At 63.8% G+C, this 24702-nt stretch carries 22 protein-coding genes; 9 read left to right on the top strand and 13 right to left on the bottom strand.

Annotated elements, in window-relative coordinates:
• Positions 1-2: 2 nt before the first annotated feature.
• Together M1L53_RS12650 and M1L53_RS12645 are read left to right on the top strand one after the other, a co-directional pair.
• The gene (locus tag M1L53_RS12650; RefSeq protein WP_007735324.1) at positions 3-2339 is read left to right on the top strand and encodes a glycerol-3-phosphate 1-O-acyltransferase; all 2337 of its coding nucleotides are present in this window, start codon (positions 3-5) and stop codon (positions 2337-2339) included.
• The gene (locus M1L53_RS12645; protein WP_003941905.1) at positions 2336-3769 is read left to right on the top strand and encodes an HAD-IB family hydrolase; all 1434 of its coding nucleotides are present in this window, start codon (positions 2336-2338) and stop codon (positions 3767-3769) included. The genes M1L53_RS12650 and M1L53_RS12645 overlap by 4 nt, the downstream gene beginning before the upstream one ends.
• Here M1L53_RS12645 and M1L53_RS12640 read toward each other — a convergent pair.
• The 3 genes from M1L53_RS12640 to M1L53_RS12630 are packed head-to-tail and all read right to left on the bottom strand — an operon-like array spanning position 3749 to position 6724.
• Positions 3749-4633: a sugar phosphate isomerase/epimerase gene (locus M1L53_RS12640; RefSeq protein ID WP_042923251.1), complete on the bottom strand. Its 885-nt coding sequence runs from the start codon at positions 4631-4633 to the stop codon at positions 3749-3751. The two genes, M1L53_RS12645 and M1L53_RS12640, sit on opposite strands and share 21 nt — an antisense overlap.
• A gap of 7 nt (positions 4634-4640) precedes the next feature.
• Positions 4641-5774: a hypothetical protein gene (locus M1L53_RS12635; protein ID WP_054187836.1), complete on the bottom strand. Its 1134-nt coding sequence runs from the start codon at positions 5772-5774 to the stop codon at positions 4641-4643.
• Entirely contained in the window at positions 5774-6724 is a 951-nt protein-coding gene (locus M1L53_RS12630) for a Ppx/GppA phosphatase family protein (RefSeq protein ID WP_003941975.1), read from the bottom strand. Before M1L53_RS12630 ends, M1L53_RS12635 begins: the two co-directional genes overlap by 1 nt.
• 66 nt (positions 6725-6790) lie before the next feature.
• On the opposite strand from M1L53_RS12630, the gene M1L53_RS12625 reads away from it, so the two are divergent.
• Positions 6791-7576 (top strand): hypothetical protein, encoded by a 786-nt coding sequence (locus M1L53_RS12625; RefSeq protein WP_003941928.1) that lies wholly within the window; start codon positions 6791-6793, stop codon positions 7574-7576.
• 100 nt (positions 7577-7676) lie between these two features.
• Here M1L53_RS12625 and M1L53_RS12620 read toward each other — a convergent pair whose 3' ends face one another.
• From M1L53_RS12620 to M1L53_RS12585, 8 genes are all read right to left on the bottom strand, one after another.
• On the bottom strand, positions 7677-8366 hold the full coding sequence (locus M1L53_RS12620; RefSeq protein WP_003942020.1) for a response regulator transcription factor: 690 nt from the start codon (positions 8364-8366) through the stop codon (positions 7677-7679).
• On the bottom strand, positions 8363-9598 hold the full coding sequence (locus tag M1L53_RS12615; protein ID WP_003941938.1) for a cell wall metabolism sensor histidine kinase WalK: 1236 nt from the start codon (positions 9596-9598) through the stop codon (positions 8363-8365). The genes M1L53_RS12620 and M1L53_RS12615 overlap by 4 nt, the downstream gene beginning before the upstream one ends.
• Before the next feature lie 162 nt (positions 9599-9760).
• Positions 9761-10516, bottom strand: coding sequence for a phosphoglyceromutase (locus tag M1L53_RS12610; RefSeq protein WP_003941992.1), 756 nt, complete (start codon positions 10514-10516; stop codon positions 9761-9763).
• Positions 10517-10562: 46 nt separating this feature from the next.
• On the bottom strand, positions 10563-12164 hold the full coding sequence (locus M1L53_RS12605; RefSeq protein WP_054187837.1) for an AMP-binding protein: 1602 nt from the start codon (positions 12162-12164) through the stop codon (positions 10563-10565).
• Between the two features lie 139 nt (positions 12165-12303).
• Positions 12304-12801, bottom strand: a complete 498-nt coding sequence (locus M1L53_RS12600) for a YbjN domain-containing protein (protein ID WP_003941943.1) — start codon at positions 12799-12801, stop codon at positions 12304-12306.
• A complete protein-coding gene (gene mshA / locus M1L53_RS12595; protein ID WP_003941843.1) occupies positions 12798-14126 on the bottom strand; it encodes a D-inositol-3-phosphate glycosyltransferase in 1329 nt (442 codons plus the stop codon). Before mshA ends, M1L53_RS12600 begins: the two co-directional genes overlap by 4 nt.
• A gap of 42 nt (positions 14127-14168) precedes the next feature.
• The gene (locus tag M1L53_RS12590) at positions 14169-14996 is read right to left on the bottom strand and encodes an alpha/beta fold hydrolase (protein WP_054187838.1); all 828 of its coding nucleotides are present in this window, start codon (positions 14994-14996) and stop codon (positions 14169-14171) included.
• On the bottom strand, positions 14942-16168 hold the full coding sequence (locus M1L53_RS12585; protein WP_003942019.1) for an MFS transporter: 1227 nt from the start codon (positions 16166-16168) through the stop codon (positions 14942-14944). Before M1L53_RS12585 ends, M1L53_RS12590 begins: the two co-directional genes overlap by 55 nt.
• Positions 16169-16279: 111 nt before the next feature.
• On the opposite strand from M1L53_RS12585, the gene M1L53_RS12580 reads away from it, so the two are divergent.
• The 3 genes from M1L53_RS12580 to M1L53_RS12570 all read left to right on the top strand — a co-directional run bounded on the left by M1L53_RS12580 (position 16280) and on the right by M1L53_RS12570 (position 18511).
• Positions 16280-17053, top strand: coding sequence for a PIG-L family deacetylase (locus M1L53_RS12580; RefSeq protein WP_003942001.1), 774 nt, complete (start codon positions 16280-16282; stop codon positions 17051-17053).
• A gap of 64 nt (positions 17054-17117) precedes the next feature.
• A complete protein-coding gene (locus M1L53_RS12575) occupies positions 17118-17510 on the top strand; it encodes a PaaI family thioesterase (RefSeq protein WP_003942017.1) in 393 nt (130 codons plus the stop codon).
• Positions 17507-18511 carry a tocopherol cyclase family protein gene (locus M1L53_RS12570; RefSeq protein ID WP_054187839.1) on the top strand — a complete coding sequence of 335 codons (1005 nt, stop codon included), beginning with the start codon at positions 17507-17509 and terminating at the stop codon, positions 18509-18511. The genes M1L53_RS12575 and M1L53_RS12570 overlap by 4 nt, the downstream gene beginning before the upstream one ends.
• Here M1L53_RS12570 and M1L53_RS12565 read toward each other — a convergent pair.
• Positions 18477-19346, bottom strand: a complete 870-nt coding sequence (locus tag M1L53_RS12565) for a LysR family transcriptional regulator (RefSeq protein ID WP_054187840.1) — start codon at positions 19344-19346, stop codon at positions 18477-18479. The genes M1L53_RS12570 and M1L53_RS12565 overlap by 35 nt on opposite strands.
• Positions 19347-19416: 70 nt before the next feature.
• Between M1L53_RS12565 and M1L53_RS12560 the strand changes: the two genes are divergently transcribed.
• A complete protein-coding gene (locus M1L53_RS12560) occupies positions 19417-19776 on the top strand; it encodes a nuclear transport factor 2 family protein (protein ID WP_054187841.1) in 360 nt (119 codons plus the stop codon).
• Positions 19777-19791: 15 nt separating this feature from the next.
• Here M1L53_RS12560 and M1L53_RS12555 read toward each other — a convergent pair whose 3' ends face one another.
• A complete protein-coding gene (locus tag M1L53_RS12555; RefSeq protein WP_074447122.1) occupies positions 19792-21063 on the bottom strand; it encodes an ROK family transcriptional regulator in 1272 nt (423 codons plus the stop codon).
• A gap of 342 nt (positions 21064-21405) precedes the next feature.
• Between M1L53_RS12555 and M1L53_RS12550 the strand changes: the two genes are divergently transcribed.
• The gene (locus M1L53_RS12550; protein WP_042452972.1) at positions 21406-22383 is read left to right on the top strand and encodes a TauD/TfdA family dioxygenase; all 978 of its coding nucleotides are present in this window, start codon (positions 21406-21408) and stop codon (positions 22381-22383) included.
• Positions 22380-24701, top strand: a complete 2322-nt coding sequence (locus tag M1L53_RS12545; protein ID WP_054187842.1) for an arylsulfatase — start codon at positions 22380-22382, stop codon at positions 24699-24701. Before M1L53_RS12550 ends, M1L53_RS12545 begins: the two co-directional genes overlap by 4 nt.
• Position 24702 lies beyond the last annotated feature (1 nt).

The raw sequence follows: 24702 nt of genomic DNA, 5'->3' as shown, positions 1-24702 counted from the left end.
TCATGAGCGAGAACACGACCAACCCGCGCGTGTACCTCACCGAAACCATGACAGAGGCCGAAGCCGGCGTGCTGCGAAAGTGGCTTGCCGACAAGGCAAGCTCATCCGAAACTCGGCCGGTCACCGTCAACATCACCGACAAGACCCTGGCAGAACTGGCGGCACGGACCGACGACCCGATGCTCGCACCGCTTCGCGTGGTGTGGATTCCGGACACCCATACCAAGCACAACGTCGCGGTGCGACTACGTGATGCGCTGGCACCACGCGATCCTCTCCACCCCGGACGCGGTGCACAACGCAGAACCCTGCGCACCGACCCCTCTCGGTGCCAGGTCATCGAAGGTGAACCCGCACCACTGAGCGATCTCGAGCGTCGCCTCGAAAAGAGCGGTGGCGGTTCGCTACCGGAGTTCATCCGACGGCAGGCCGCTCTGGCACTCGAACGCGCCGAATTGGGCCTACTGGGTGGCCAGTACAAGGTGTCACGGTTCGTCGTCGACGAGATCACCGACACCCGCCGATTCGCCACCGAGGTCATGGCTTTGGCCGACCGGTTGAACATCGCCGTCGCCGAAGTCGATCGCCGCGCACGTGAAGCTCTCGAAGAAATGGTTGCCACCCAGAGTCGCCAAGCCATCGCGGTGTGGGATCGCCTGGGCCGCTACTTCGCTCGCGCCTACAAGCTGGACGTGGACACGAGCCGCTTCGAGGAACTCCGTGAGCTGAACAAAGAACACTCACTGGTCTTCCTCCCCAGTCACCGTTCGTACCTCGATCCCCTCGTCCTGCGTCCGGCGTTGATCGCGAACGGCTTGCCGCTCAATCACGTCATGGGCGGCCTCAACATCAGTTTCTGGCCCATGGGCTCGATCCTCAAGCGCAGCGGCACCGTCTTCATTCGTCGAAGCATCGGCAACGACGAGGTCTACAAATGGTCGATGCACGAGTACATGCGCTATCTGCTGACCAAGCGCTTCAATCTGGAGTGGTACATCGAAGGTGGACGCGGACGTACCGGGAAACTACGCCCGCCGCGCTTCGGTCTCCTGACCTACCTGACCAAGGCATTTCAGGTCAGCGGAGCGTCCGACGTGTACCTCGTCCCGGTTGCGCTGAGCTACGACCAACTCTACGAGGTCGGGGCCATGGCTGCCGAGGCGCTCGGCGCCGAGAAGACACCGGAAGGCCTGCGCTGGATGGTGGGTTACGTACGCGCCCAGGGAAAACGCAACGGTGTCGCGCACGTGACCATCGGCCGGCCGCTCTCACTCGCGGACGCACTCAGCCAGGAAACCGATCAGCGCCTCGCCATTCAGAAGGCCGGCATCGAGGTGTGTCACCGCATCAACGAGGTCACCCCGGTGACCGTGTCTTCACTGGCGATGTTGGCGTTCCTCGGAATCGAAGACCGGGCGTTGACAGTTCGTGAACTCACCGCGATTCTCACGCCGCTGTTCGGCTACATCACCGCGCGAAATCTTCCGATCGCCGGCGACGTCGAACTGTCCGATCCGCGTGTCATCGAGAAGGCATTGCAGACACACGTCGATTCCGGGGTGCTCGAGCGCTTCGATCGGGGCGGCGAGCAGGTCTTCTACCTCGGCAAGGACCAGCATCTTGTCGCTGCCTTCTACCGCAACAACACGATTCACTTTCTTGTCGTGCGTGCCATCACCGAACTCGTACTTCAGGCAGCCGTCGAAGAGCGGTTCGAGGACCCCATCGGGGACGGGTGGGCAGAGGCCAAGCGCATCCGAGATTTGTTGAAATTCGAGTTCTTCTTCAGTGACCGGGACACGTTCGAGCAGGAGATGCGGACCGAGCTGACGCTGATCGACCCCGAGTGGGAAACCGTCATGGCCGACGACAAACGAACCGAGCACATGATCGAGACGGTTCGCCCGTACCTCGCGCACCGCGTGCTCCAACCGTTCCTCGAGGCGTACCAGGTTGTCGCCGATCAGCTTGTGCTCGCGCCGATTTCGACATCGTTCGACGAAAAGTCGTTCATCAGCAACTGCATCGACGTCGCACATCAGCGTCGACTGCGGCAGCAGATCGCCAGCAACGAATCCGTCTCCGGCGAGTTGTTCGCCACCGCACTGAATTTGGCGCGCAACCGTAACTTGATCGAAGTCGACGACGACGGAGTCCGGGCCAGGCGCCTGGCATTCGCTGCCGAGATCAAGGTTCAGGTCGAGCGCCTGCGTCACCTTCGCGCACTCGCGCATGCACGACTCGATCAGGTGGCGATGCCGGTACCGGACGCCGCCGCGGTAGTGACCATTCCAGAAGCAAACCGAGCGCCCGCCGCGAACGAGGAAGTAGGACTGTGACCGGACTCGAGCGTCTGCACTCCGCCATCGAAGCCGCCCCGCCCGGGCCCGGAACGATCGCCGCCTTCGACCTCGACGGCACCTTGATCAGCGGGTACTCGGCCAGCGTTGTGTACCGAGACCGCCTGCGACGCTTGGATATCAGCGTCGGCGAACTCTTGCGCACCACCGGTGCCGCGATCGACACCCAATTCCGCGGTGCTGACGTCGGAGCACTCATGGACATCGGCGTTCGAGCCTTGGGCGGCCGTACCGTCGAGGAACTGAACGACTGGGGCCGACGGCTGTTCAAGCAGGAAATCGCCGCGATGATCTACCCGGAAGCCCGCGGGCTACTGGCGGCACACCGGCGAGCCGGCCACACGATCGTGATGGCTACGTCGGCGACTCCGTTCCAGGCCAAGTACGTCGCCGAAGATCTCGACATCGAAGACGTGCTGTGCACCGAACCCGAAGTCGTCGACGGCATGCTCACCGGCGAACTGTCTTCGCCCGCACTGTGGGGGCCGGCCAAGGCCAATGCCCTTGCAGGCTATGCCGAGAAGATGGGCGCCGATCTGAAGAACGCGTTTGCGTACTCCAACGGTGTCGAAGACGTCTTCATGCTCGAGGCCGTCGGGCGACCTGTCGCGTTGAATCCCGATCGTGGTCTGGCCAAGATCGCGTTGCGCAATCACTGGCCTTCGGTCAGCCTGCGTAAACCGCAACGAGGCGCAACACCGATCTCCACGATCCGAACGGCGACGGCCATGGGCGCGCTTGCTGCCACCGCCGCCCTCGGTGCGTCGGCAGGCATTGTCACCGGGAACCGTCAACTGGGTGCGAACCTGGTCGGCACGTACGGCCCCGACATCTCGCTCTCACTGCTGGGCATCGACGTCGAGATCGACGGCGAGCACAACGTGTGGGATCACCGCCCGGCGGTGTTCATGTTCAACCATCAGAGTTCCCTGGACATGTTGGTCCTGGGCACCGTGATCAAGCGTGACGTGACCGGCGTCGCGAAGAAGGAAGCGGCAAGCGATCCGCGGTTCATGCCCGTCGGTGCACTGCTCGACGTCGCCTACATCGACCGCACCGACACCACGAAGGCGAAGGCTGCACTGCAACCGGCAGTCGACAAGCTGAAGAATGGTGTCTCGATAGTCATAGCTCCGGAGGGCACCCGTTCTCCGACGCCACGTCTGGGCCCTTTCAAGAAGGGTGGATTCCACTTGGCGATCCAAGCCGGTGTGCCGATCGTGCCCGTGGTGATTCACAACGCGGGTGAACGGATGTGGCGCAATTCGCTTGTCGCCCATCCAGGCCCGGTCTATGTCTCGGTGCTCGATCCCATCTCGACCGAAGGCTGGGAGACCAAAGACCTCGACGCACACGTCGAGAAGGTGCGCGCGCAGTTCGAAGCTGCGCTACTTGCCGGCCACCGCTGAGCGTGCCAGGTGCTCGCGTGCAAACGCGAGCGCCTGCGCCAGCATCGACGACCGCTCCCGCCGGGTGCGCGCGTTCTGCGTGTTGATCTCGATGACTGCCTGGCCGCTGAATTCGCTCGCAGCCAATTGCTGACACAACTCCGCGCACGGCTGTGAGCCATGCCCCGGAATCAGGTGCTCGTCCATCGACGCCCCGCGACCGTCGGCCAGGTGCAGGTGCTCGAGCCCCTTGCCCATACGGGAGGCCAACTCCAGGGCATCCATGCCCGCCGTCGCGGTGTGCGACAGGTCGAGTGTGTAGTGAGCATGATCGGAATCGGTCGGGTCGTACGACGGACTGAACGCGGACAACGCTGCCCCTGGACCGCCACGTTTACGCAGACGCTCCGCGGACTTGTCCTTGCCGCCGAAGAAGCTGTCGGCGCGCATGGGGAACATGTTCTCCACCGCCACCACGACGCTGCTCTTCGATTCGAGTTCGACAACCTGTTCCGCGAAGCCTTCGGCGTACTTGCGCTGCCACCGGAACGGCGGGTGGACGACCACCGTCGTCGCTCCCAAGGTTTCGGCGGTGCGCACCGAACGCTCGAGCTTCTCGACCGGATCGGAACCCCACACGCGCTGCGAAATCAGCAGACACGGCGCATGCACCGCCTGCACCGGAATGGCGTACTTGCGAACGAGGGCGGCAACAGCACCGATGTCCTGACTCACGGATTCGGCCCACACCATCAGTTCGACACCGTCGTATCCGAGATCAGCGGCGTAGCGAAATGCTGCTTCCGTGTTCTCCGGATATACCGAAGCCGTCGACAGGCCGACGGCTATCGGCCGACGAACCATGCGCTGCGATCCCCCGATCATCGTCCGATCAACCCGAGGTCAACAAGAACGCCAGTGGACCGAGCGTCACGATCATGCCGACGACCACCGCGATCACGAAACTCGTGATGTCGTCCGTCTTCCGCAGAACCCGCACGACAGCAACCAGGCCGACGATCACGATCAGCGCGAGCACCAACGCCACCCACGGCAGCATGTCCCACAGCTTCTCGAAGCCCTTGAACATCGCGCCGCCGACGATCAGTGCAACAACCACCTGACCGGCAAGCACTGCCCATTCACGGATCGAGTTACGCTCGCCTGCCTCTTCCGCTGCCGGTTCGGCTTCGACATCGGACTCCGCGGCGGCACTGGTCTTTTTTGCACCGTCATCGACAGCCGGCGCCTTGACCAGATCGACCACGGCGGTGGATTCGGCCTCGCCGGCATCCGCGTCTGCGATCTTGTCGATCAGTTCGGTGCTCTCTTCCGGCGCGGCCGGAGCGGGAGCGGTCTGTGCAGGTGCCTTGGCGACGGGAGTGGGGACACGCGGCGGCAGGATCGGCGGACGCAACGACGGCGACTGCGTTGCGGCGCGCTCCTGACGCATCAGGTCGCCCGCCAGGGTCTGACCCGACAGCAGGGCTGGTTCCTGCGTTACCTGCGTCGGTGACGAGGAGTTGAGCGGTGCCCGGCTCACCCACTGCCCGGGCGAGGACTTCGAGGTCTGTCCCGGCGAAGGTGTGGAAGTCGGCTTCGGAGTGGTGACCGGCGGCGCAGCAACCGGCTTCGACTCACCCTTGGGTGCCTGCGGCTCGTCATCGTCATCGTCGTCGTCGAACGAGACGGCGAAGGCTGCGGTGCGATCGGCGGGAACCTTCGGTGCCGGTTCGACTGACTTGGCGGTTTCCGCGACGGCCTCGGCCGGCGCTGAAGGTGCAGAGTTTTCCGGCGCAGCGGTTTCCGGCGCAGCGGCTTCAGGCTGGGCTGCTGGTTCGTCGGACTCGGGCTCGGCGGCCGCGCGCGATCCCGATTGGCGAACGATCGGGATCTCACCCGTCAGTTCGGCGACGGAGATGCCACCGGCTACGCCGCGCCGGCGTCGTCCACCTCGGGATTCGACGCTCTGACCGTTCCGCTTGAGCAGTTCCGCTACGGAAATCTGCTGACTGTCCTCGGTCATCAAGCACTCACCACCAATTCACCGCCCATTTCTGTGTCGAGCTTTCGCAGAATCAGACCCTCACGCAGTGCCCAGGGACAAATTTCCAGTTCGTCCACTCCGAGCGCCCGCATGGTTGCCTCTGCGATGAGCGCGCCGGCCACAATCTGCTGTGACCGATCCGAGCTCACTCCTTCCAATTCTGCACGGTCCGCTGCCGTCATCCTGGATATGAAGGCTATGAGTTGCCTGAGTCCGCTGGAAGTCAGGGTCCGTTTTGCCCGGGGGCCTGCGGCAGAAGGGGCCGCGCCGGTGAGCCGAGCCAACGATCGGAAGGTCTTCGAAGTCCCGACCGTGCGGTCCCAGTCGCCGGCGGCGCGCAGTTCCTTGGCTGGTCCGACCAACTCCGCGTCCAGCCAGTCGCGCAATACAGCGACCCGGCGCTTGCCCGGCGGATCGGCCTGTAGCCAGTCGCGCGTCAACCGTCCGGCACCGAGTTGCAGTGAGAAGGCGACGTCCGGATCCTCGTCACCACCTGCTGTGAGTTCGAGCGAGCCGCCGCCGATGTCCAGGTTCAGGATGCGTCCGGCGCTCCAGCCGTACCAGCGGCGCACGGCCAGAAAGGTCAAGCGGGCTTCGTCGACCCCGGACAGAACCTCGAGGTTGACTCCGGTCTCGGCGCGGACGCGGGCGAGTACGGCTTCGGAATTGTTGGCGTCACGGACCGCGGAAGTGGCAAAAGCCATCATTTCCTCGCACCCGGACGTCTTGGCGATACCGGCGAATTCGGAAACCGTCGACACCAACCGATCGGCTCCTGACGTGGTGATATCGCCGCGGTCGTCAGTGTTTTCTGCCAGCCTCAACGTGGACTTGGTCGAGCTCATGGGTGTTGGGTGGCCGCCCCGATGGGCGTCCACAACCAATAGATGGACGGTATTGCTTCCGACGTCGAGTACCCCTAGTCGCACATCGCCACGTTACTGGGTCTACGGTCGGCCCTTGTGACAGCAGGTAACCCAGACCGGTCCCACAAGATGACTCCGAGCCCCGAGGTCGATCTCGATTTCCCGCGCGAATGGGTCGAATTTGTCGATCCGGATAACTCCGAACACCTCATTTCCGCTGATATGACGTGGTTGCTCTCGCATTGGACCTGCGTGTTCGGCACGCCGGCGTGTCAGGGCATCATCGGAGACCGCCCGGACGACGGTTGCTGCTCGCACGGCGCTTTCCTCTCCGATCAGGAAGATCAGGACAAGCTCGATGCGTCAGTGAAAATGCTCACAGCCGAAGACTGGCAGTTCATGGAAAAGGGTCTCGGCAAGAAGGGCTACGTCGAAGAAGACGACCTCGAGGACGAGCCCGCGCTGCGCACCCGCCGCTACAAAGGAGCGTGCATCTTCCTCAACCGGCCGGGTTTTGCCGGAGGCGAGGGCTGCGCTCTGCATTCCATGGCGCTCAAGAAGGGCATCGAGCCGCTCGAGGTGAAACCGGACGTGTGCTGGCAGCTACCGATCCGCCGCACCCAGGACTGGGTCGACCGGCCGGACGGCGTCCAGATCCTCAAGACCACGATCACCGAGTACGACCGCCGCGGCTGGGGTGAGGGCGGCGACGACCTCGCCTGGTACTGCTCCGGCTCCCCCGACGCTCATGTCGGGGAGCGGCAGGTCTGGCAGTCCTACGGGCCCGAGTTGACGGAACTTCTCGGAAAGCGCGCGTACGACGAGCTGGCTCGCCTCTGCAGGCGTCGCGCGGGCCTCGGCCTCATCGCAGTCCATCCGGCGACCACGATCGCTCAGAACAAAGCTCAGGGCTGACTCCGCCTGAACAAAAAGAATTCAGCCGCTCACACGATCGTGTGAGCGGCTGAATTCTTCTCGACATTTCTTCTCGACATTTCTTCTCGACGAGGTTCGATCACGCTTCGAGCTTGTAACCCAATCCACGGACCGTGACCAGATGTTCCGGCTTGGCCGGATCCGATTCGATCTTCGAACGCAACCGCTTCACGTGTACGTCAAGGGTTTTGGTGTCACCGACGTAGTCGGCGCCCCAGACGCGGTCGATCAACTGTCCGCGGGTCAGCACCCGACCGGAGTTGCGGAGCAGGTACTCGAGGAGATCGAACTCCTTGAGCGGCAACGTCACCGGGTTACCCGCGACCTGCACGACGTGGCGCTCGACGTCCATCCGTACCGGTCCGGCCTCGAGCACCCCGTTGTCGGAGGCGAGGTCCGCCTCGTTCTCCACCCCGCGGCGCAGCACCGCACGGATGCGAGCGATCAGCTCACGCGCCGAATACGGTTTGGTCACATAGTCGTCCGCACCGAGTTCCAGTCCGACGACCTTGTCGATCTCACTGTCACGCGCCGTCACCATGATGACGGGGACGCCGGAGCGCGACCGCAGCGCCTTGCAGACGTCCGTGCCACTCATGCCGGGCAGCATGAGGTCGAGCAGGACGATGTCCGCTCCGGAGCGATCGAATTCCGCCAACGCCGACGGTCCGTCGTTGACGATGGTGGTCTCGAAGCCTTCCTTGCGGAGCAGGAACGCCAGCGGGTCCGCCAAGGACTCCTCGTCCTCCACGATCAGCACACTCGTCATCGTTTGGCCTCCATGCCGTTTTCTCTACTGCCTTGTTCTCGTCTGCCGATCCGCGTGGAACCGGCGGTTCCCGCGTCGTCAGAGTCGATGTCGTCGTCCGACTCCACGTGTGCCGGTATCTGCAACGTGAAGGTAGACCCTGTACCCGGTTTGCTCCACAGTTCGATGGAGCCGTTGTGATTGGCCGCGACGTGTTTGACGATCGCCAGCCCCAGACCGGTTCCACCGGTCTGCCGTGACCGCGCCTTGTCCACGCGGAAGAATCTCTCGAACACTCGCTCCTGGTCCGCTTTCGCGATGCCTTCTCCTCGGTCGGTGACTGCGATCGCGACATTGTCGCCGCGTACCGACCGACTGACGGAAACCGGAGAACCCTTGGGCGAGTACGCAATAGCGTTCTCGATGAGGTTGGACAATGCCGTGACGAGGAGAGTCTGATCCCCGAGTACTTCCAGCCCACTCGGATGGTCGGTGGTGACCGTGATCCCGGCGGCCTCGGCCGACAGATTCGACCTCGACAGTGCTTCGGACACCACGGTGTCGACGTCGACCACGTCGAGATCCGGCAGCTTCTCGGCACCTTGCAGACGCGAGAGTGCGATCAACTCGGTGACCATCTTGCCCAGACGAATCGACTCACCGAGCACCCGTTCGCCGAAGTGGCGCACCGATTCCGGGTCGTCAGCGGACTCGAGCAGTGCCTCGGCAAGCAAACTCATCGCACCGACCGGCGTCTTGAGTTCGTGGCTGACGTTCGCGACGAAATCGCGTCGGGTCGCCTCCATGCGGACCTGCTCGGAATCGTCGTCGGCGAACAGGACCACGAAGTTGCGATCGTCCTTGCTGAGCAACCGGGCCGTGCCACGTACCGCGATCTTGTCGCGGCCCCGCTGAGCGGTCTGCGCCGTCAGATCGACCTCGACAGGTTGACCCGTCCGCAGAACTTCCTGAGCAGCCCGCCAAGCTCGCTCGTCGACCAGACGATTCTTGACGAGACCGAGTTCCTCGGCGCGAGGATTGAAGAGCACGACGTCGTGAAAACCGTCGACGACGGCGATACCGCTTTCCGAAGCCAACACGATGAGGTCGAGAACCTGGGACATCGTGAGCCCGGTCTGTTCGTCCGAGCGCTGACTCTGGCGCGACGACAGCCTGGGTACCAGCACCCCGCCGACGAGGTAGCCGACCAAGCCGGCGACCACGACCAGCAGCACTGCAATCACGACACTCACGGCGCAATCGTACGTTCGCGCGAAGAGTCGGTTACGGCGGGTTCGGACGTTCCCACCCGCGTAATCCGCCAGGTGGACGGCGTTGGTTCGTCGTTCATCTGTTGTTGGCCGAGGCCCCCCGAAATCACTGTTCGGGGGGCCTCGACGCACATCATCGGGTTGCTACTTTCCGCCCTGATTCGCCACCGCGGCGGCGCCGGCAGCTGCGGCCTCCGGATCCAGGTAGGTGCCGCCGGGATTGAGCGGCTTCAGGTTCTCGTCGAGGTCGTAACGCAGCGGGATTCCGGTCGGGATGTTCAGGCCCGCGATGTCCTCGTCCGAGATGCCGTCGAGGTGCTTGACCAACGCACGCAGCGAGTTGCCGTGCGCGGTGACCAGCACGTTCCGACCGGCGAGCAGCTCCTGGGAGATGGTGTCCTCCCAGTACGGGATCAGACGCTTGACGACGTCGAGCAGGCACTCGGTCAAGGGAACCTCGTCGAGGTTCGCGTACCGGGGATCGGTGTCCTGGCTGTACTCGCTGCCGGCTTCGATGGCGGGCGGCGGGGTGTCGTAGCTACGACGCCAGAGCATGAACTGCTCGTTTCCGTACTCTTCCTTGGTCTGAGCCTTGTTCTTGCCCTGCAGAGCGCCGTAGTGACGCTCGTTGAGGCGCCAGTCGCGGACCACGGGGATCCAGTGGCGATCGGCGGCGTCGAGCGCGAGGTTTGCGGTGCTGATCGCGCGGCGCAGCAGAGACGTGTAGAGAACGTCGGGCAACAGGTTGTGCTCGGCGAGCAGTTCGCCGGCGCGCTTGCCCTCGGCCATGCCCTTGTCTGTCAGGTGTACGTCCACCCAGCCGGTGAACAGATTGAGTGCATTCCATTCGCTCTCGCCGTGGCGGAGCAGGACCAGGGTTCCGATACTCATGGCGTTCATCCTGGCACGAGTACCGGAACCCTTCTTGATCAACCCTGTCCGGAAATCAGCTCGGGGCAACTTCCGCAGTTCGCAGATCCTTGCGGAGGATCTTTCCGGCCGCGGATTTCGGCACGGTACTGATGAACGAAACCTGGCGAACCTTCTTGTGCGGCGAGACTCGCTCGGCGACGAACGAGATCACGTCGGCTTCGGTCAACTCGGCGCCGTCCTGGAGCACCACGAATGCCTTCGGGACCTCTTCGCCCTCGGCGTCGAGCACGCCGATCACGGCGGCGTCGGCGATCTGCGGGTGGGTCAGCAGCAAGGCCTCGAGTTCCGCCGGGGGAACCTGGTAGCCCTTGTACTTGATCAGTTCCTTGAGGCGGTCGACGATCTTGACGACGCCGTCGCCGTCGACGGTCGCGATGTCACCGGTGTGCAGGTAACCGTCGTCGTCGAGGGTGTCCTTGGTGGCCTGGTCGTTGCCGAGGTAGCCGAGCATGATGTTCGGGCCCTTGCACCACAGTTCGCCGGGCTCGCTGACGCCGTCCGAGCCGAGAGGCGGGTACGCGACCTCTTCGCCCGTTCCGGGGTCGACGAGCTTGCATTCCATGTTGGCGATGGTCGGACCGCACGTGTCGAGGGCGATGTCGTCACGATCGAACGGGATCGCGTGCGAGACCGGGCTCATCTCGGACATGCCGTAGCCCTGGCGGACGTGGCAGTTCAACCGGTCGGCGACGGCCTTGCCGAGCGCCGCGTCGAGCGGGGCCGCACCGGAGAAGATGGTGTGCACGCTCGAGAGGTCGTACTGATCGACGAGCGGATGCTTGGCCAGCGCGACGGCAACGGGCGGTGCGACGAAGATGTACGTCGACTTCTGCTCGGCGACGATCCGCAGGAACTCGACGAGATCGAACTTCGGCATCGTGATGAGGCTCGCGCGGCGATAGAGCGCAGCGTTGAGCAGGACCGTCATGCCGTAGATGTGGAAGAACGGCAGGACCGCGAGAATCTTGTCGTCGGTCTCGATACCCATCCGCGGAATGATCTGGCAGACGTTGGCCACGAGGTTGCGATGAGTGAGCATGACCCCCTTGGGTCGGCCGGTGGTGCCCGAGGAGTACGGCAGCACCGCGAGTTGGGTGGCCGGATCGAAGGAGACCTCGGGCGCCGCTGCACCCTCGCCGAGCAGATCACGCAGCGAGAGGTGGCCTTCGGCCCCGTCGAGCACGAACACGTTCTCGGCCGGGATACCGACCAGGTCAGCAGCGGCCTTTGCCTGCGGCAGGAGCGGCGAGACGGTGAAGAGGAACTTGGCCTTGGAATCGGTGAGCTGCTTGGCGATGTCCTCGGCGGTGTAGAGCGCGTTGATCGTGGTCGCGACGCCACCGGCACGAAGGATGCCGTGGAAGACGGAACCGAAGGCCGGGACGTTGGGCGAATGCAGCCCGACCACGTCGCCGACGCTGAGTCCGCGCGCTGCGAGAGCGCCTGCAACGCCGTTGATCTGTGCGATCAGCGAAGCGTATGTGGTGACTGCGCCCGAACTGCCCTCGACGAATGCCGTCTTGTCGAGGTCTGCGGGGTCGGTGTTTCCGAACAGGAAGTCGTAGACGCTGAGGTTGGGGATTTCAACGTCGGGGAACGGACTCTTGAAGCTCACTGTGCTCCTCGAAAAGTTGCGCGGCGGGGTGGTGTGACCAACTTACTGTGACTCACGGGAACAGTATTATTCCGTGACGACAGTCACAAGTAAAGGTCACTTTACGTGACACATCCGCGATGTGTCTCACCCCGCTCGATCAGCTCTGCGCGGGCTCCTCCTCGATGAGGTGCTTGAACGGTTCGAGATTCGCCAGCGACTCGCCTCGCGACACCCGCCACGCCCACTCACGCTTGATGGACGAGGAGAAGCCGAGTTCGAGGATGACGTTGAAATCGCCGTCGGCGGCTTCGAGAACCTGACCGAGCACTCGGTCGAGTTCATCGCCGGTCACGGCATGCTCCGCGATCTTGCCGACCAGGTAGATGTCCCCGACCTTGTCGAGTGTGTACGCCACCCCGTACAGACGGCGGTTGCGCTTGAGCAGGAACTTGTAGACGCCTTCGAAGTTCTCGTCCACCTTGCGGCACACGAAGGCCTCGACCCGCACACCGTGATTGCCGACGGTGAGCAGAGTCGACGTCTTGAGTTTGTGTTCACCGGGAAGTTCGACGATGAAATGCGCGTCGTCTTTTCTGGTGAATTCGAGTTCGCGCTCGGTGAGAGCCTGCTCGATGGTGTCCGAAATGCTGCTCATGTACGCACTCCCCCGGTCCGGCGCAGACGCCACAGACCCCGCGCACGGCGGGGCGAGAAGTCGCTGGGACCGGTTCCGTTGTTGTAGTTGACTGCGGCTTTGCGATAGCTCTCGAGCAAACCGTCCGCGGTGTGTTCCCACGAGAAATTCTCGGCGTGACGCGGCGCCTGCGCGGCGAGTTCGGCCAAGCGCGTCGGTGCTGTCACCAAGGATTCGAGGGCGCCGGCCCAATCTTCGGTGCGGTGTCCTTGAACCAGCAGGCCGGTCTCACCGTTGCGTACGGCCACTCCCAGTCCGCCGACGTCGGCGGCGATCACGGGAGTTCCGCAGGCTTGAGCTTCGATGGCGACCAATCCGAAGGACTCCGAATAGCTCGGCACCGCAACCAGATCCGAGGCACGGTAGACATCGGCGAGACGCTCAGGAGCCTGCGGCGGCAAGAACGTCACCTGCGCGGTGATGCCGAGTGAGCGTGCAAGTTCGATCAGCACGTCCGGCCGCGCGAGGCCAGTTCCGGACGGCCCGCCGACGACGAGGATGCGCAACGGCAACTCGGGGCGACGGCTGATCACTTCGGCGGCAGCACGCAGCAGAACGTCCGGTGCTTTCAGAGGTTGGATCCGGCCGACGAAAGTCACGACGACCTCGCCCGGGTCCAACCCCAACGACGCGCGGGCGGAATCGCGATCGCCCGGTCGGTAGCGGGTGAGATCGGCGCCGGGAGCCACGACGTCGATACGCGTGGGGTCTGCGCCGTACAACTCGTGCAGCGCCTTGGCTTCGTCGGTGGTGTTGGCGACCAGGCGATCGGACTCGGCGACTACTTGCTGCTCGCCGATCTGACGTGCTGCCGGCTCCGGGGTGTCTCCCTCGGCAAGCGAAAGATTCTTCACCGCCGCGAGGGTGTGGGCGGTGTGTACGAGGGGCACGCCCCAGCGGTCGCGGGCCAGCCAGCCGACCTGACCGGACAACCAGTAGTGCGAGTGAATCAGGCTGTAGTACCCGGGCTCGTGGCGCGCTTCCTCCCGTAGAACTCCTGCGACGAAGGCACACAGTTGAGTCGGCAGATCCGCCTTGTCCAGCCCTTCGAAGGGACCAGCAGCAATGTTCCGAACCCGCACTCCGGGAGCGGCGTCCACCACAGGTGCGTCGGCCGAGGACGTCGCGCGGGTGAATATCTCCACCTCGACGCCACGTTTGGCGAGCTGAATGGCGGATTGCAGAACGTAGACGTTCATCCCACCCGCGTCACCGGTGCCGGGTTGCGCCAATGGCGAGGTGTGGACCGAGAGAACGGCCACCCGGCGAGGGCGCGAAATGTGCATGGGCGTCACGACTCCATACTGCCCCCTCACCGGGCGCGAACTCTAACCGAGGCTCGAGATGAACGTTCGCACTTCGGACACGAATCGTGTCGGATCCTCCACGAACGGGCCGTGATTGCAGCCTTCCCAGTACGACGCCTGGGACTTGGGAATCAGTTCCTCGGCGTGCTTACCTGCACTCACGTCGACGACGGAGTCCTCGGTTCCGTGCAGAACGAGAACGGGGATATCCAGGTTGCGGAGCAAGTCGTCGTGACCGACAGCACGGTTGAACAGTGCTGCGCGCACCCGCGGACGCGTCGAGAGGCTGTTCCCGAACAAGGCCTGCGACGCTGCACCCTTGCCCTCGGGTGGGCCGGTGAGAGCATTGCCGAAAGCGCCGAGTGCACGGATCGCCTCGCGGGGATCTTCGGACATCGCGCCGGGAACTGCGCTACGCATCGCCGAGCCGACCTTGCCACCTTTTTCGCCGCGCCCGATGCTGGTGATCGCCCCGACCAGAACCGCACCCGCCACCGCGCCGGTGCCGTGCACTGCCAGGTAATCGCAGATCACCAGACCGCCGTACGACCAGCCGAGCAGGATCGCGTTCTCGGTGACGCCTTCGGCCGCAAGAACAGCCGCGACGTCGCCGGCCCAGTTCGCGGAGTCGTCGTATCCGGATTCGGGCGCATCGGAGTAACCGTGGCCGCGCAGATCGACGGCGATCAGCCGATAGTCCGCGGCCAGGTCCGCGAGGACCTGCTCGCCCCAGCACTGCGAGGACTGAGCCCAGCCGTGCAGCAACACCAGCGGGGTCCCCGCCGAATTTCCGGTTACTCGATAGACGATGGACGTGCCGTCGACGCTGACGGCTTCACGAATAGACATGCCGTCACGATAGAGGCTGCGACTGCGGCGCCGACGGCGAGCATGTAGGCCGACGGGACGCCGTAGCGATCGATCAGCTGTCCGGCCAGCGCAGACCCGAGCGCCACGCCGACGCCGAGGCCGGTAACCGTCAGGGTCATTCCCTCGGTGAGCTTTTCCGGCGGGACGATCTGTTCGACCAGGGCTGTCGCGATGATGAGCGTCGGTGCGATGGTCGCGCCCGCCAGCACGTAGGCACCCGCAAGTGCGGCCACGTTTCCGACCAACAGAAGCGGGACGCTGAGAACGGCGACCGCCGAGGACGCGATCATCAACTGCCCGCGCAGCGATCGCGCCGGGTGCATCGACCCGAAGATCAGTCCCGCGATTCCCGAACCGCCGGCGAACAGCGCGAGGACCAGCGTCGCCGACCCCGGCGAATTCTGTTCCTTGGTGAACGCGATGGCGCCGACGTCGATGACGCCGAAGATCGTTCCGAGCATCACCATGATCACGATGACGATCCACATCACGTGGTTACCGAGAACCGATCGTCCGCGGCCGGGTCGACGCGGATGCACCTTCGGTTCGGTTCCGCGCTGTATGACCAGCAGCAGGGTTCCGGTGACCAGCAGGATCAACCCTGCCAGTGGTCCAGCCTCGGGGAAGAGCCCGATGCTCAGACCTACCGATATGACCGGGCCCGCCACGAAGCAGAGCTCGTCCACCACCGATTCGAAGGCGAAGGCGGTGCGCAGCTGAGGTTTTCCGACATAGATCGCCACCCACCTGGCGCGAATCATCGCGCCGATCGTCGGAGTGGCGCCGCCGGGGACGACCAGAACGAACAGCAGCCAGTCGGGAGCTTCCATCCGGACTGCGAGCAGGAGCGCCCCGATCGCGGTGACGCTCACGGCTGCGGCAATCGGCAGGACCGCTCGCTGTCCGAAGCGGTCGACCGCACGCGAGACCGCGGGCGCGATGATCGCCGACGAGAGCGCAAAAACCGCGGCGAGCGCGCCGGCGAGCGCGTAGTCACCACGAAGTTGCGAGATCATCGTCACGATTCCGATACCGATCATGGCGATCGGCAGCCTTGCGACAAATCCGGCGGCCGAGAAGGCGACCGATCCGGGGGCGGCAAAGATCTCGCGGTAGGCGCTCAGCAGGCCTTTGTTGGTGGATTCGCTCATGTCAGCTTCTCGTGCACTGAACAAGGTTCACAGAGCCGAGGCCGACTCGACAAATCGTTTTCACTGTGCGCTCGGGTTGACCTGTCGGTAACTTGCCTTACGATTGCGCGAATGAGTGTCCTGGTGTGTTTCCACGCCCATCCCGATGACGAAGTTTTCACTACGGGCGGCGTGATGAGAATGGCCGCCGACGCAGGTCACCGCGTCGTAGTCGTCACCGCTACCGACGGTGCTCTCGGTGAATTCCCCGACGGACTGTTGGACGAATACGAGACGTTGGCTCAGCGCCGCAGCCGTGAGCTCGAGGCGTCCACCGACGCGTTGGGTGCCAGTCGCGTCGTGTCCCTGCACTACCCGGATTCGGGGATGGTGGGTACGCCCGAGAACGAGAATCCGGAAGCGTTCTGCAACGTCGACGTCGAGAAGGCCGCCGAGCGTCTGGCCGAGGTTCTTCGTGAAGAGAACGCCGATGTCCTGACCATCTACGACCCCAACGGCGGATACGGCCACCCGGATCACATCCAGGTCCACCACGTCGGCGTTCGTGCTGCAGAACTCGCGGGCACGCCGTTCGTCTACGAGGCGTCCACCAACCGCGATCACATGAAGATGCTGATGCAGGCCAACCCCGAGTGGACCGAGGAGGCGCAGCCGCCGGACATCGAATCGTTCGGGCTTCCGGCTGACCAACTCACCACCGCGGTCGATGTCAGTTCGGTGATCTCGTCCAAGCGCGCGGCCATGTACGCGCACGCAACGCAGGTCGGCGATTTCGGCCCGTTCCTCGAAATGCCGACGGAGCAACTCGCCGCGGCATTCGGCACCGAGTGGTTCCGTCGTCGCAACGCGCCGGAAGGGCTGTCGGAAACCGCCCTGCCCCTGTGAGTCACCGCCCTCGATAAACCGAAGTCCCGACGGAGGTTTCGGCGGCTCGTTACCATCGGTAGGCATGGACCTCGAACAACTTGTCGCGAGCATGCCTTTTGCAGTTCACACCGGTATTCAGTTGGACAGCGCGGCACCCGAACAGGTTGTCGGCCATCTGGATTGGGACAGCCACCGCACCACCGCCGGCAACGGAATGCACGGCGGCGCCTTGATGACGCTGGCAGACAGCGTCGGCGCCGTCTGTGCATTCCTCAATCTGCCGCCCGGCGCAAGTACGTCCACCACCAGTTCGTCGACCGTCTTCACTCGCGGCGTGCGCAAGGGCACGGTCACCGCAACCGCCCGGCCACTGCATGCGGGGCGCAGCACCGTCGCGGTGGTGACCGAGATCCGCGACGACGAGGGCCGCCTCGTCGCTCAGGTCACCGCATCACAGGCAGTACTGGGACCGTGAAGCTTCCCGCGTACCGCGCTTCGGGTGCCACCCTGCCGTACGGCAATCTGCTTGCCTCCCATGACGTTGCGATGGAGGGTTACTTCTGGCGATTCACGATGCCAGACAGCGGACGGGTGGTGATCGCGCTCGCCGGAATCAACAAGGCCGACGGCGACAGCTGGTCGACGCTCGGTCTCGCGGCACACCCAGGCGGATTCCTCCGCACTGCTGAGCATCCGAATGGATCGGCCGATCCCCGTATCCTGGGGGCCTACGCCGACAACGCTTTCCGCGGCAATGCCGATCGACTCCAGGTCGATTTCGGCGACAGTCATCTCGACGTGCGCATCAGTAGTCAGCGATTCTGGCCGCACCGCCGCTTCGGGGGATCGAGTTACTTCCAATCAGTTCCCGCACTCAATCAGTACTGGCATCCGTGGCTGCTCGGCGGCCGGGTCGAGGGAAGCGCCGTCATCGACGGACAGAGCTGGGATCTCACCGGAGCGCAGGTGTACGGCGAGAAGAACTGGGGAAAGGGAGGATTCCCGGAATCCTGGTGGTGGGGACAGGCACAGGGGTTCACCGATCCTCGAGCCTGCGTGGCGTTTGCCGGCGGACAGGTCAGCGCCGGACCTCTGCGCACCGAAGTCACCGCCGTCGTTGCCGCGCTACCGGACGGAACGGTGTTGCGGCTGGGTAATCCTCTGACGTCACAGGTGGAGACGACGGTGTCCGACGATCGCTGGACGCTTCGGGGTTACAGCCGGAAGTGGAGCGTCGACATCGACGGGACCGCACCCATCGCCGACGCACACATACTTCCTGTTCCGATACCTGCCGAGCGTCGAAACGTACCAGGAGCGCTCGAGCATCTCGGTGGAACGATGTCGGTCATCGTCCGGCGACGCGGCACCATCGTCTGGAAGGACAGGTCGAGGTTGGCTGCTCTCGAGCACGGCGGATTGGATCGGGCGCAGGCCGAACTCACTCGGCGGGAACAGCTCTCGCAAGATCGATGAGAGCGGAGGCCGCAGGATTCTTGCCGCCCGACGAACGCCAGACCAATACCAGCCGAGATCGCGCCTCCGGTTCGAGATCGATCCGATGCAACTCCCCCACTGCCGACTCGGGAAGCACGGCCATTCCCAGCCCCTGCGCGGCCAATGAAACGATGATGCCGAGGTTGCTTGCCTCGAGCGCAACCGTCGGCGTGGTGCCGGCCGCGGCGCATGCGAAGTTCAGACACGTCCTGATACCGGTTCCCTCCGGCAGACAGATGACCGATCGCGTGGCGAGCTCGGCAAACGGTAGAGACGACACCTCGGCCAGCGGATGATCCGTTGCCACTCCGGCCACCAGTCGTTCGTCGGTGATCACCCTCGATTCGAGCCCTTCCGGCAGCTCTCCCGCCACCCCGATGACGGCTATGTCGAAGGTTCCGTCCAACACTCCGGCAAGCAGACTGCGCGAATCGTCCTCGGCCAGCGAAATGTCCAGTCCGGGGTGTTTGTTGTGCAACCGACTCAGCAGATCTGTGAGGTCGGCGGAAGCGCAGGCGGTAACCATCCCGACCGAAACGGAACCCCGAACCAGTCCGTTCAAGGCATCGACAGCGTCGCGGGTGCTCTGAACGGCAGCAAGTGCAGCGTAGGCGTGCGGGAGGACAGCTCGCCCGGCGTCGGTCAGACAAACGGTTCGACCACTACGATCGAGCAATTCCTGCCCCAACTCACGTTCCAGCCGTTTGACCTGGGCACTCACACCCGGTTGGGCTACGTGAAGCCGCTCGGCGGCGCGAGTGAAGTTGGCTTCCTCCACTACCGTGACAAAGTATTCGAGCTGCCGAAGTTCCATAACTGCTGATTCTAGCTGCGAGACAAACTAGATCTTGGACTTATCGCCGGAGTACTAGAACGATGGAAGCATGACAACAACAGATGACGTTCAGAAGGCCGGAACCCCGGAAGACATCGCGAAGCTTTTTGTGCAGTTCGCCAACGCTGGTGACGCAGACGCCGTCGCCGCACTTTACGAGGAGGATGCGGTGATGGCCTTCCCTCCCGGATCCCTCACCGTGGGCCGCCAAGCCATCCGCGAGGTGATCTCTCAGATGCTGGCAGCTGCACCGAGATTCACCGTCGAGGAATCTCTACCGACGGTGATCAGCGGCGACCTGGCCATGACCTCGACCAAACCTTCCGACGGAACCGGCGGGCGCACGCAGGTCGCGCGCCGCCAGCCCGACGGATCATGGTTGCGAGTCTTGGATCGACCGGAACTCTGACTGCCCTCTTCGCAGTCAGACGGCCGACGCGCGGCGCATAGCCGCAGCGGGATCAGCAAACAGTGAGCTCAGTGACACGACCGTGGAAGCGTATTCCTGAACCCGATTGCCGAAACCGGTAATTCGAATGTCCTTACGCTCCAAGGAGGATGCCGTCGAGAAAGCCTCGGCGACATGGGGCACCCCGGCCGGATAGTCGGTGAATGCCTGACCACCCAGAATCACACGATCCGGGTTGAACAGGTCACGCAGCATCGCCACTGTCCGGCCGAGGACGCGTGCTCGATCAACCAGAAGCTCGTGTGCCGGAATGGAACCCGACGACGCGGCCCGGTAGACGTCCGCGATCGTGACACGCTCGCTGCCCTGGATCACGGCGCCCGAAGACAAAGCCTGCGCGACTACGGCGCGGTCACTGATCGTCGCTTCAAGGCAACCCACGGCTCCGCAGGTGCACCGTGCGGACGAACCGGTGGGGAGGTGCGCGATCGAACCGGGTCCGCTGGACGGCGTGTGCACTCGCCCTTCGAAAGTGATTGCGATGCCGGCAGTTTCACGAGCGTAGAAGTACAGGCCGGTAGTGCCCGGCGTCGGGGCTTCGGCACGGTCGGTGCTGAGCAGTAGTTCCGACGCGGCCATCGCCTCGACGTGGGCGGCTACCGATACAGGGAGATCCAAGCCGGCTCCGATGATGGACCCGACCTTGGCGCCCTTCCATCCCAGACGCGGGTGATCGACGACTCCGGTCGCTGAATCGACGCGACCGCCGATGGCCACGCCGACGGCGAGCGGACGACGCTTGTGCCACCGCGAGGCAAAGGATTTGGCCGAGCGCGCAATGGTGGCAAGCGCGACAGCAGAATTGGTGGCAGGCGTCGGAATCTCGACGGCGCCGAGCACCTTTCCACGAATGTCGCTGGCGATGATGCTGGTGACGACGGCACCGATGTGGATGCCGACTGTCAGATAAGGCTCGTGGTTGACCTCGAACGGAACTCGCGGACGCCCGATTGCTCCGGAGGCCGTCAGGTCCGCGCGTTCGCGCAGGATCCCGAGGTCCAGCAGGCTCGTGACCTGCCGGTTCACGGTGGCGATGCTCAGCCCTGATGCCTTTGCCGCAGTGTCACGTGAGAGCGGCCCACGGGATCGAGCAATGCGCAACACAGTCGCGGACGGACCGTCGGCGATGCGTAGTTCGGGCGCAACTATCTGGGTACGGGTCCGGGTTCCCGAGAGCGCGGTTCGCGATCGGATGTTCGGAATGGCGGAGATTGTGGGTGTCGACATGGCTGTCCCTTGCAGAAGGAGGAGAAGGCGCATATCTCTGTCGACCGAGAAATCAGCGTTTCCACTGGTCACACGAAGAAATAGACAGAAAAGGCGCAGAAATTAGCTGCAGAAAGAACGGCGGCGACAACACAGCTCTCGCGCCAGAGGCAGACGCGAACCAAGCGCAGCGGTCACATAGGTGACCCGCAAAGCGGCAGGCTGGTCGGTCGACATGGCTCCAAAAGTAGCAGCTTCACCGAGATTCACAAATCAGGTGCGGTAACGATCACACTGAACGCAACCCTGTCGGGGCGAAATCTCGCGTGTTTGGGTGGGCACACTCCCCACGAAAGGTGCACCATGTCTACAGCTTTCGCCAAGCCGACCCTCACGAATTCGGCATCAACGAACGGAGCGGCCGTTGACGCCGCTCGCGGCACTGTCACCACCCTCGGCGCGCATATCGGCGCCCGAATCGACGGAATCACTCTCGGCGGGCATCTCGACCCGGCGACGATTTCCCTCATCCGGCAAGCACTTCTCGAACACAAGGTGATCTTCTTTCGCGGGCAAGACCACCTCGACAACGATTCGCAGTACGAGTTCGCCCAGCTGCTGGGTACCCCGACCACTGCCCACCCCACCGTGAAGTCGCACGGCGCAAAAGTTCTGCCCATCGACTCGGACCTGGGCAAGGCCAACAGCTGGCACACCGACGTCACCTTCGTCGACCGCATCCCCAAGGCTTCGATCCTGCGCGCGGTGCAGCTACCCGAATACGGCGGTTCCACGACGTGGGCGTCGGGGGTAGCCGCCTACAACGGACTGCCGGATCCGCTCAAGGCGCTCGCGGAGAACCTCTGGGCTCGCCACACGAACGTCTACGACTATGCGGCAACCAGCGCCGAGCGGCTCACCGAAGATCGCACGGCCGCCTACCGCGAGGAGTTCCAGTCCACGTACTTCGAGACGGAACACCCGGTGGTGCGGGTCCACCCCGAAACCGGAGAACGCACGCTCGTCCTCGGACATTTTGTCAAGAACTTCGTCGGGTTGAGCACCGAACAGTCGAACGGTGTATTCAAGCTCTTGCAGGATCACGCCATCAAGCTCGAGTACACGACGCGGTGGAACTGGGAAGCGGGTGACGTCGCGATCTGGGACAACCGCGCCACCCAGCACTACGCGATCGCCGACTACGACGATCAGTACCGGCGTCTGGAGCGCATCACCCTTGCCGGCGACATCCCGGTCAACATCCACGGGGAACGAAGCCGCAGCATCGCCGGCGACGCTTCCGAATACTCGATCATCGAAGGCGCCTCGACTCTCCCATGACTTCACCGGATTCCGCCCCTCCTCCGCACGCCCGCGGATACGAAGGCTTCGAGGGTCGAATCGGCCGCACCGCAGCCGATTCGACCCCGTCGTGGCCCACCTCCACGACCCCGATTCCCGGATCACCCAACATCGTCGTGGTTCTGATCGACGACATGGGGTACAGCGACATCGGGCCGTTCGGCTCCGAGATCGAGACTCCCACCCTCGACCGCCTTGCCGCGCAGGGCATTCGGATGACCAACTACCACACGACGCCCCTCTGCTCGCCGTCGCGCGCAGCTCTTCTCACCGGCCTGAATCCGCACCGCGCCGGGTACGGTTTTGTCGCCAACGCCGATCCGGGCTACCCCGGACTGCGTCTGGAATTGGCCGACGACGTCCAGACACTCCCCGAAATCCTCCGCGGCGCGGGCTATGCGACCTATGCCGTCGGCAAGTGGCACCTCGTACGCGACGCCAACCTGGCCCCGGGACGAAGTCGTGACTCCTGGCCGACGCAGCGCGGTTTCGATCGCTACTACGGCTCACTCGAAGGCCTCAACTCCTTCTACTATCCCAATCAACTGATCTCCGACAATTCTGTGGTCGACGTGGACGAGTACCCCGAGGGGTACTACCTCACCGACGATCTGACCGACAAAGCGGTCGGGTACATCAAGGACCTCCGCGCCCACGATCAGGACAAGCCGTTCTTCCTCTACTTCGCACACGTCGCCATGCACGGACCGTTGCAGGCCAAGCCTGCCGACCAGGAAAAGTACCGCGGCCGCTACGACGAAGGGTGGGATCGAATCCGCGAGTCGCGGTTCGCCTCTCAGCTCGTGCAAGGCCTCTTTCCGGAAGGTACGCAACAAGCACCGCGAAACTCCGAACCCGGCTTCGACGTCCCCGAATGGGAATCACTCACGCCGGAAGTGCAGTCCAGGTTCGCCCGCTACATGGAGGTGTACGCGGCGATGGTCGACTCGATCGATCAGAGCGTCGGACGCATCGTCGACACCCTGGACGAACTCGGCGAGCTCGACAACACGATCATCGTCTTCACCTCCGACAACGGCGGCACCGCCGAGGGCGGTTCGGACGGGACCCGAAGCTACTTCGCACAGTTCGCGCATATTCAGGATCCGGACTGGGTGGGCGATGTCCCCCACGACGAATCCCTCATCGGCGGACCTGAATTGGGCGTCCACTATCCACGTGGATGGGGACAGACGTCCAACACCCCGTTCCGGTTCTACAAAGGGCAATCCTTTGCCGGCGGGATCCGTGTTCCTTTTCTCCTGTCCTGGCCCGCTGGATTGAAACCCGGAGCAGACGACAACGGGATTCGCGACCAGTTCGCGTACGTCACCGACCTGACCCCTACGCTGCTCGAACTGGCCGGAATCGACGCACCCAGTGTGCGAAACGGGCTCCCGGTGAAAGAGTTCGACGGGGTGTCTTCCGCGTCCGTTCTGCGTTCGTCTGCCGCTCCGAGCACTCACACCGAGCAGTACACCGAGATGACCGGCAACCGTGGCTACTACAAGGACGGCTGGAAACTGCTGGCTCTCACCCCGGCGGACATCGACAAACCGCACTGGCAGTTGTTCGACGTCCGCACCGACCCGACCGAGCTCGACGACCTGGCATCACGGTTTCCCGACAAGGTTCGCGAACTCGCCGAGGCCTGGGACCACTCGGCGTGGGCGAACACCGTGTTTCCTCTACTCGGCAATACCGTCGGCGCGGTTCGCCGTCCGGAGGAAGGAGCACTCTCACGCCCGGTGCGACTACTTGCCGGAACGCCCCCGCTGGAGCGCTACCGCTCATCCAAGCTGATCGGGTTCCGCGACTTCGACATCACGGTCGAACTCGACGGTTACCGCGAAGGTGACGCCGGTGTCCTTGTCGCCCATGGCGATCCGCAGGGTGGGTACCTTCTCTACGTCGAGGACGGGCACCTGCATCTCGGGTACAACGCGTTCGGTTCCTACTCCGTTGTCGACGCCGGACCGCTGGCGCTCGGCACCGAACGCATCGAGCTGTCGGTGACGGTGGTACCGCGGTTGCGTTGGGATCTCCACGTCAGCGTCGACGGCATTCACGCGGGCCAGCTGCTCGGGCAAGTACAACTGGTGGGAATGGCGCCGTGGACCGGTATCTCGGTCGGTGTCGACGCCAGGGGACCTGTGTCGTGGGAGGTACGACGACGCCATGGTCCCTTCCGGTACAGCGGCGCGCTGCGCGCCGTCACCTACACACCCGGTCGGATACAAGTACCGCGTCGTCACATCGAATCCATCGAACGGGAAGCAGAGTATGCCGCCGACTAGC

Source organism: Rhodococcus sp. T9N (assembly GCF_024436645.1).
GTDB lineage: Bacteria > Actinomycetota > Actinomycetes > Mycobacteriales > Mycobacteriaceae > Rhodococcus_F > Rhodococcus_F qingshengii.
The sequence above is the reverse complement of the archived record's forward strand: the minus strand, read 5'-3'. Positions and strand labels throughout refer to the sequence as shown.

Bases quoted from the DNA above. Each gene is read 5' to 3' on its own strand.
- M1L53_RS12650 (WP_007735324.1), top strand. From the start codon at position 3: ATGAGCGAGAACACGACCAACCCGCGCGTGTACCTCACCGAAACCATG.
- M1L53_RS12640 (WP_042923251.1), bottom strand. From the start codon at position 4,633: ATGATCGGGGGATCGCAGCGCATGGTTCGTCGGCCGATAGCCGTCGGC.
- M1L53_RS12635 (WP_054187836.1), bottom strand. From the start codon at position 5,774: ATGACCGAGGACAGTCAGCAGATTTCCGTAGCGGAACTGCTCAAGCGG.
- M1L53_RS12625 (WP_003941928.1), top strand. From the start codon at position 6,791: ATGACTCCGAGCCCCGAGGTCGATCTCGATTTCCCGCGCGAATGGGTC.
- M1L53_RS12620 (WP_003942020.1), bottom strand. From the start codon at position 8,366: ATGACGAGTGTGCTGATCGTGGAGGACGAGGAGTCCTTGGCGGACCCG.
- M1L53_RS12610 (WP_003941992.1), bottom strand. From the start codon at position 10,516: ATGAACGCCATGAGTATCGGAACCCTGGTCCTGCTCCGCCACGGCGAG.
- M1L53_RS12600 (WP_003941943.1), bottom strand. From the start codon at position 12,801: ATGAGCAGCATTTCGGACACCATCGAGCAGGCTCTCACCGAGCGCGAA.
- mshA (WP_003941843.1), bottom strand. From the start codon at position 14,126: ATGCACATTTCGCGCCCTCGCCGGGTGGCCGTTCTCTCGGTCCACACC.
- M1L53_RS12590 (WP_054187838.1), bottom strand. From the start codon at position 14,996: ATGTCTATTCGTGAAGCCGTCAGCGTCGACGGCACGTCCATCGTCTAT.
- M1L53_RS12585 (WP_003942019.1), bottom strand. From the start codon at position 16,168: ATGAGCGAATCCACCAACAAAGGCCTGCTGAGCGCCTACCGCGAGATC.
- M1L53_RS12580 (WP_003942001.1), top strand. From the start codon at position 16,280: ATGAGTGTCCTGGTGTGTTTCCACGCCCATCCCGATGACGAAGTTTTC.
- M1L53_RS12575 (WP_003942017.1), top strand. From the start codon at position 17,118: ATGGACCTCGAACAACTTGTCGCGAGCATGCCTTTTGCAGTTCACACC.
- M1L53_RS12565 (WP_054187840.1), bottom strand. From the start codon at position 19,346: ATGGAACTTCGGCAGCTCGAATACTTTGTCACGGTAGTGGAGGAAGCC.
- M1L53_RS12560 (WP_054187841.1), top strand. From the start codon at position 19,417: ATGACAACAACAGATGACGTTCAGAAGGCCGGAACCCCGGAAGACATC.
- M1L53_RS12555 (WP_074447122.1), bottom strand. From the start codon at position 21,063: ATGTCGACACCCACAATCTCCGCCATTCCGAACATCCGATCGCGAACC.
- M1L53_RS12550 (WP_042452972.1), top strand. From the start codon at position 21,406: ATGTCTACAGCTTTCGCCAAGCCGACCCTCACGAATTCGGCATCAACG.
- M1L53_RS12545 (WP_054187842.1), top strand. From the start codon at position 22,380: ATGACTTCACCGGATTCCGCCCCTCCTCCGCACGCCCGCGGATACGAA.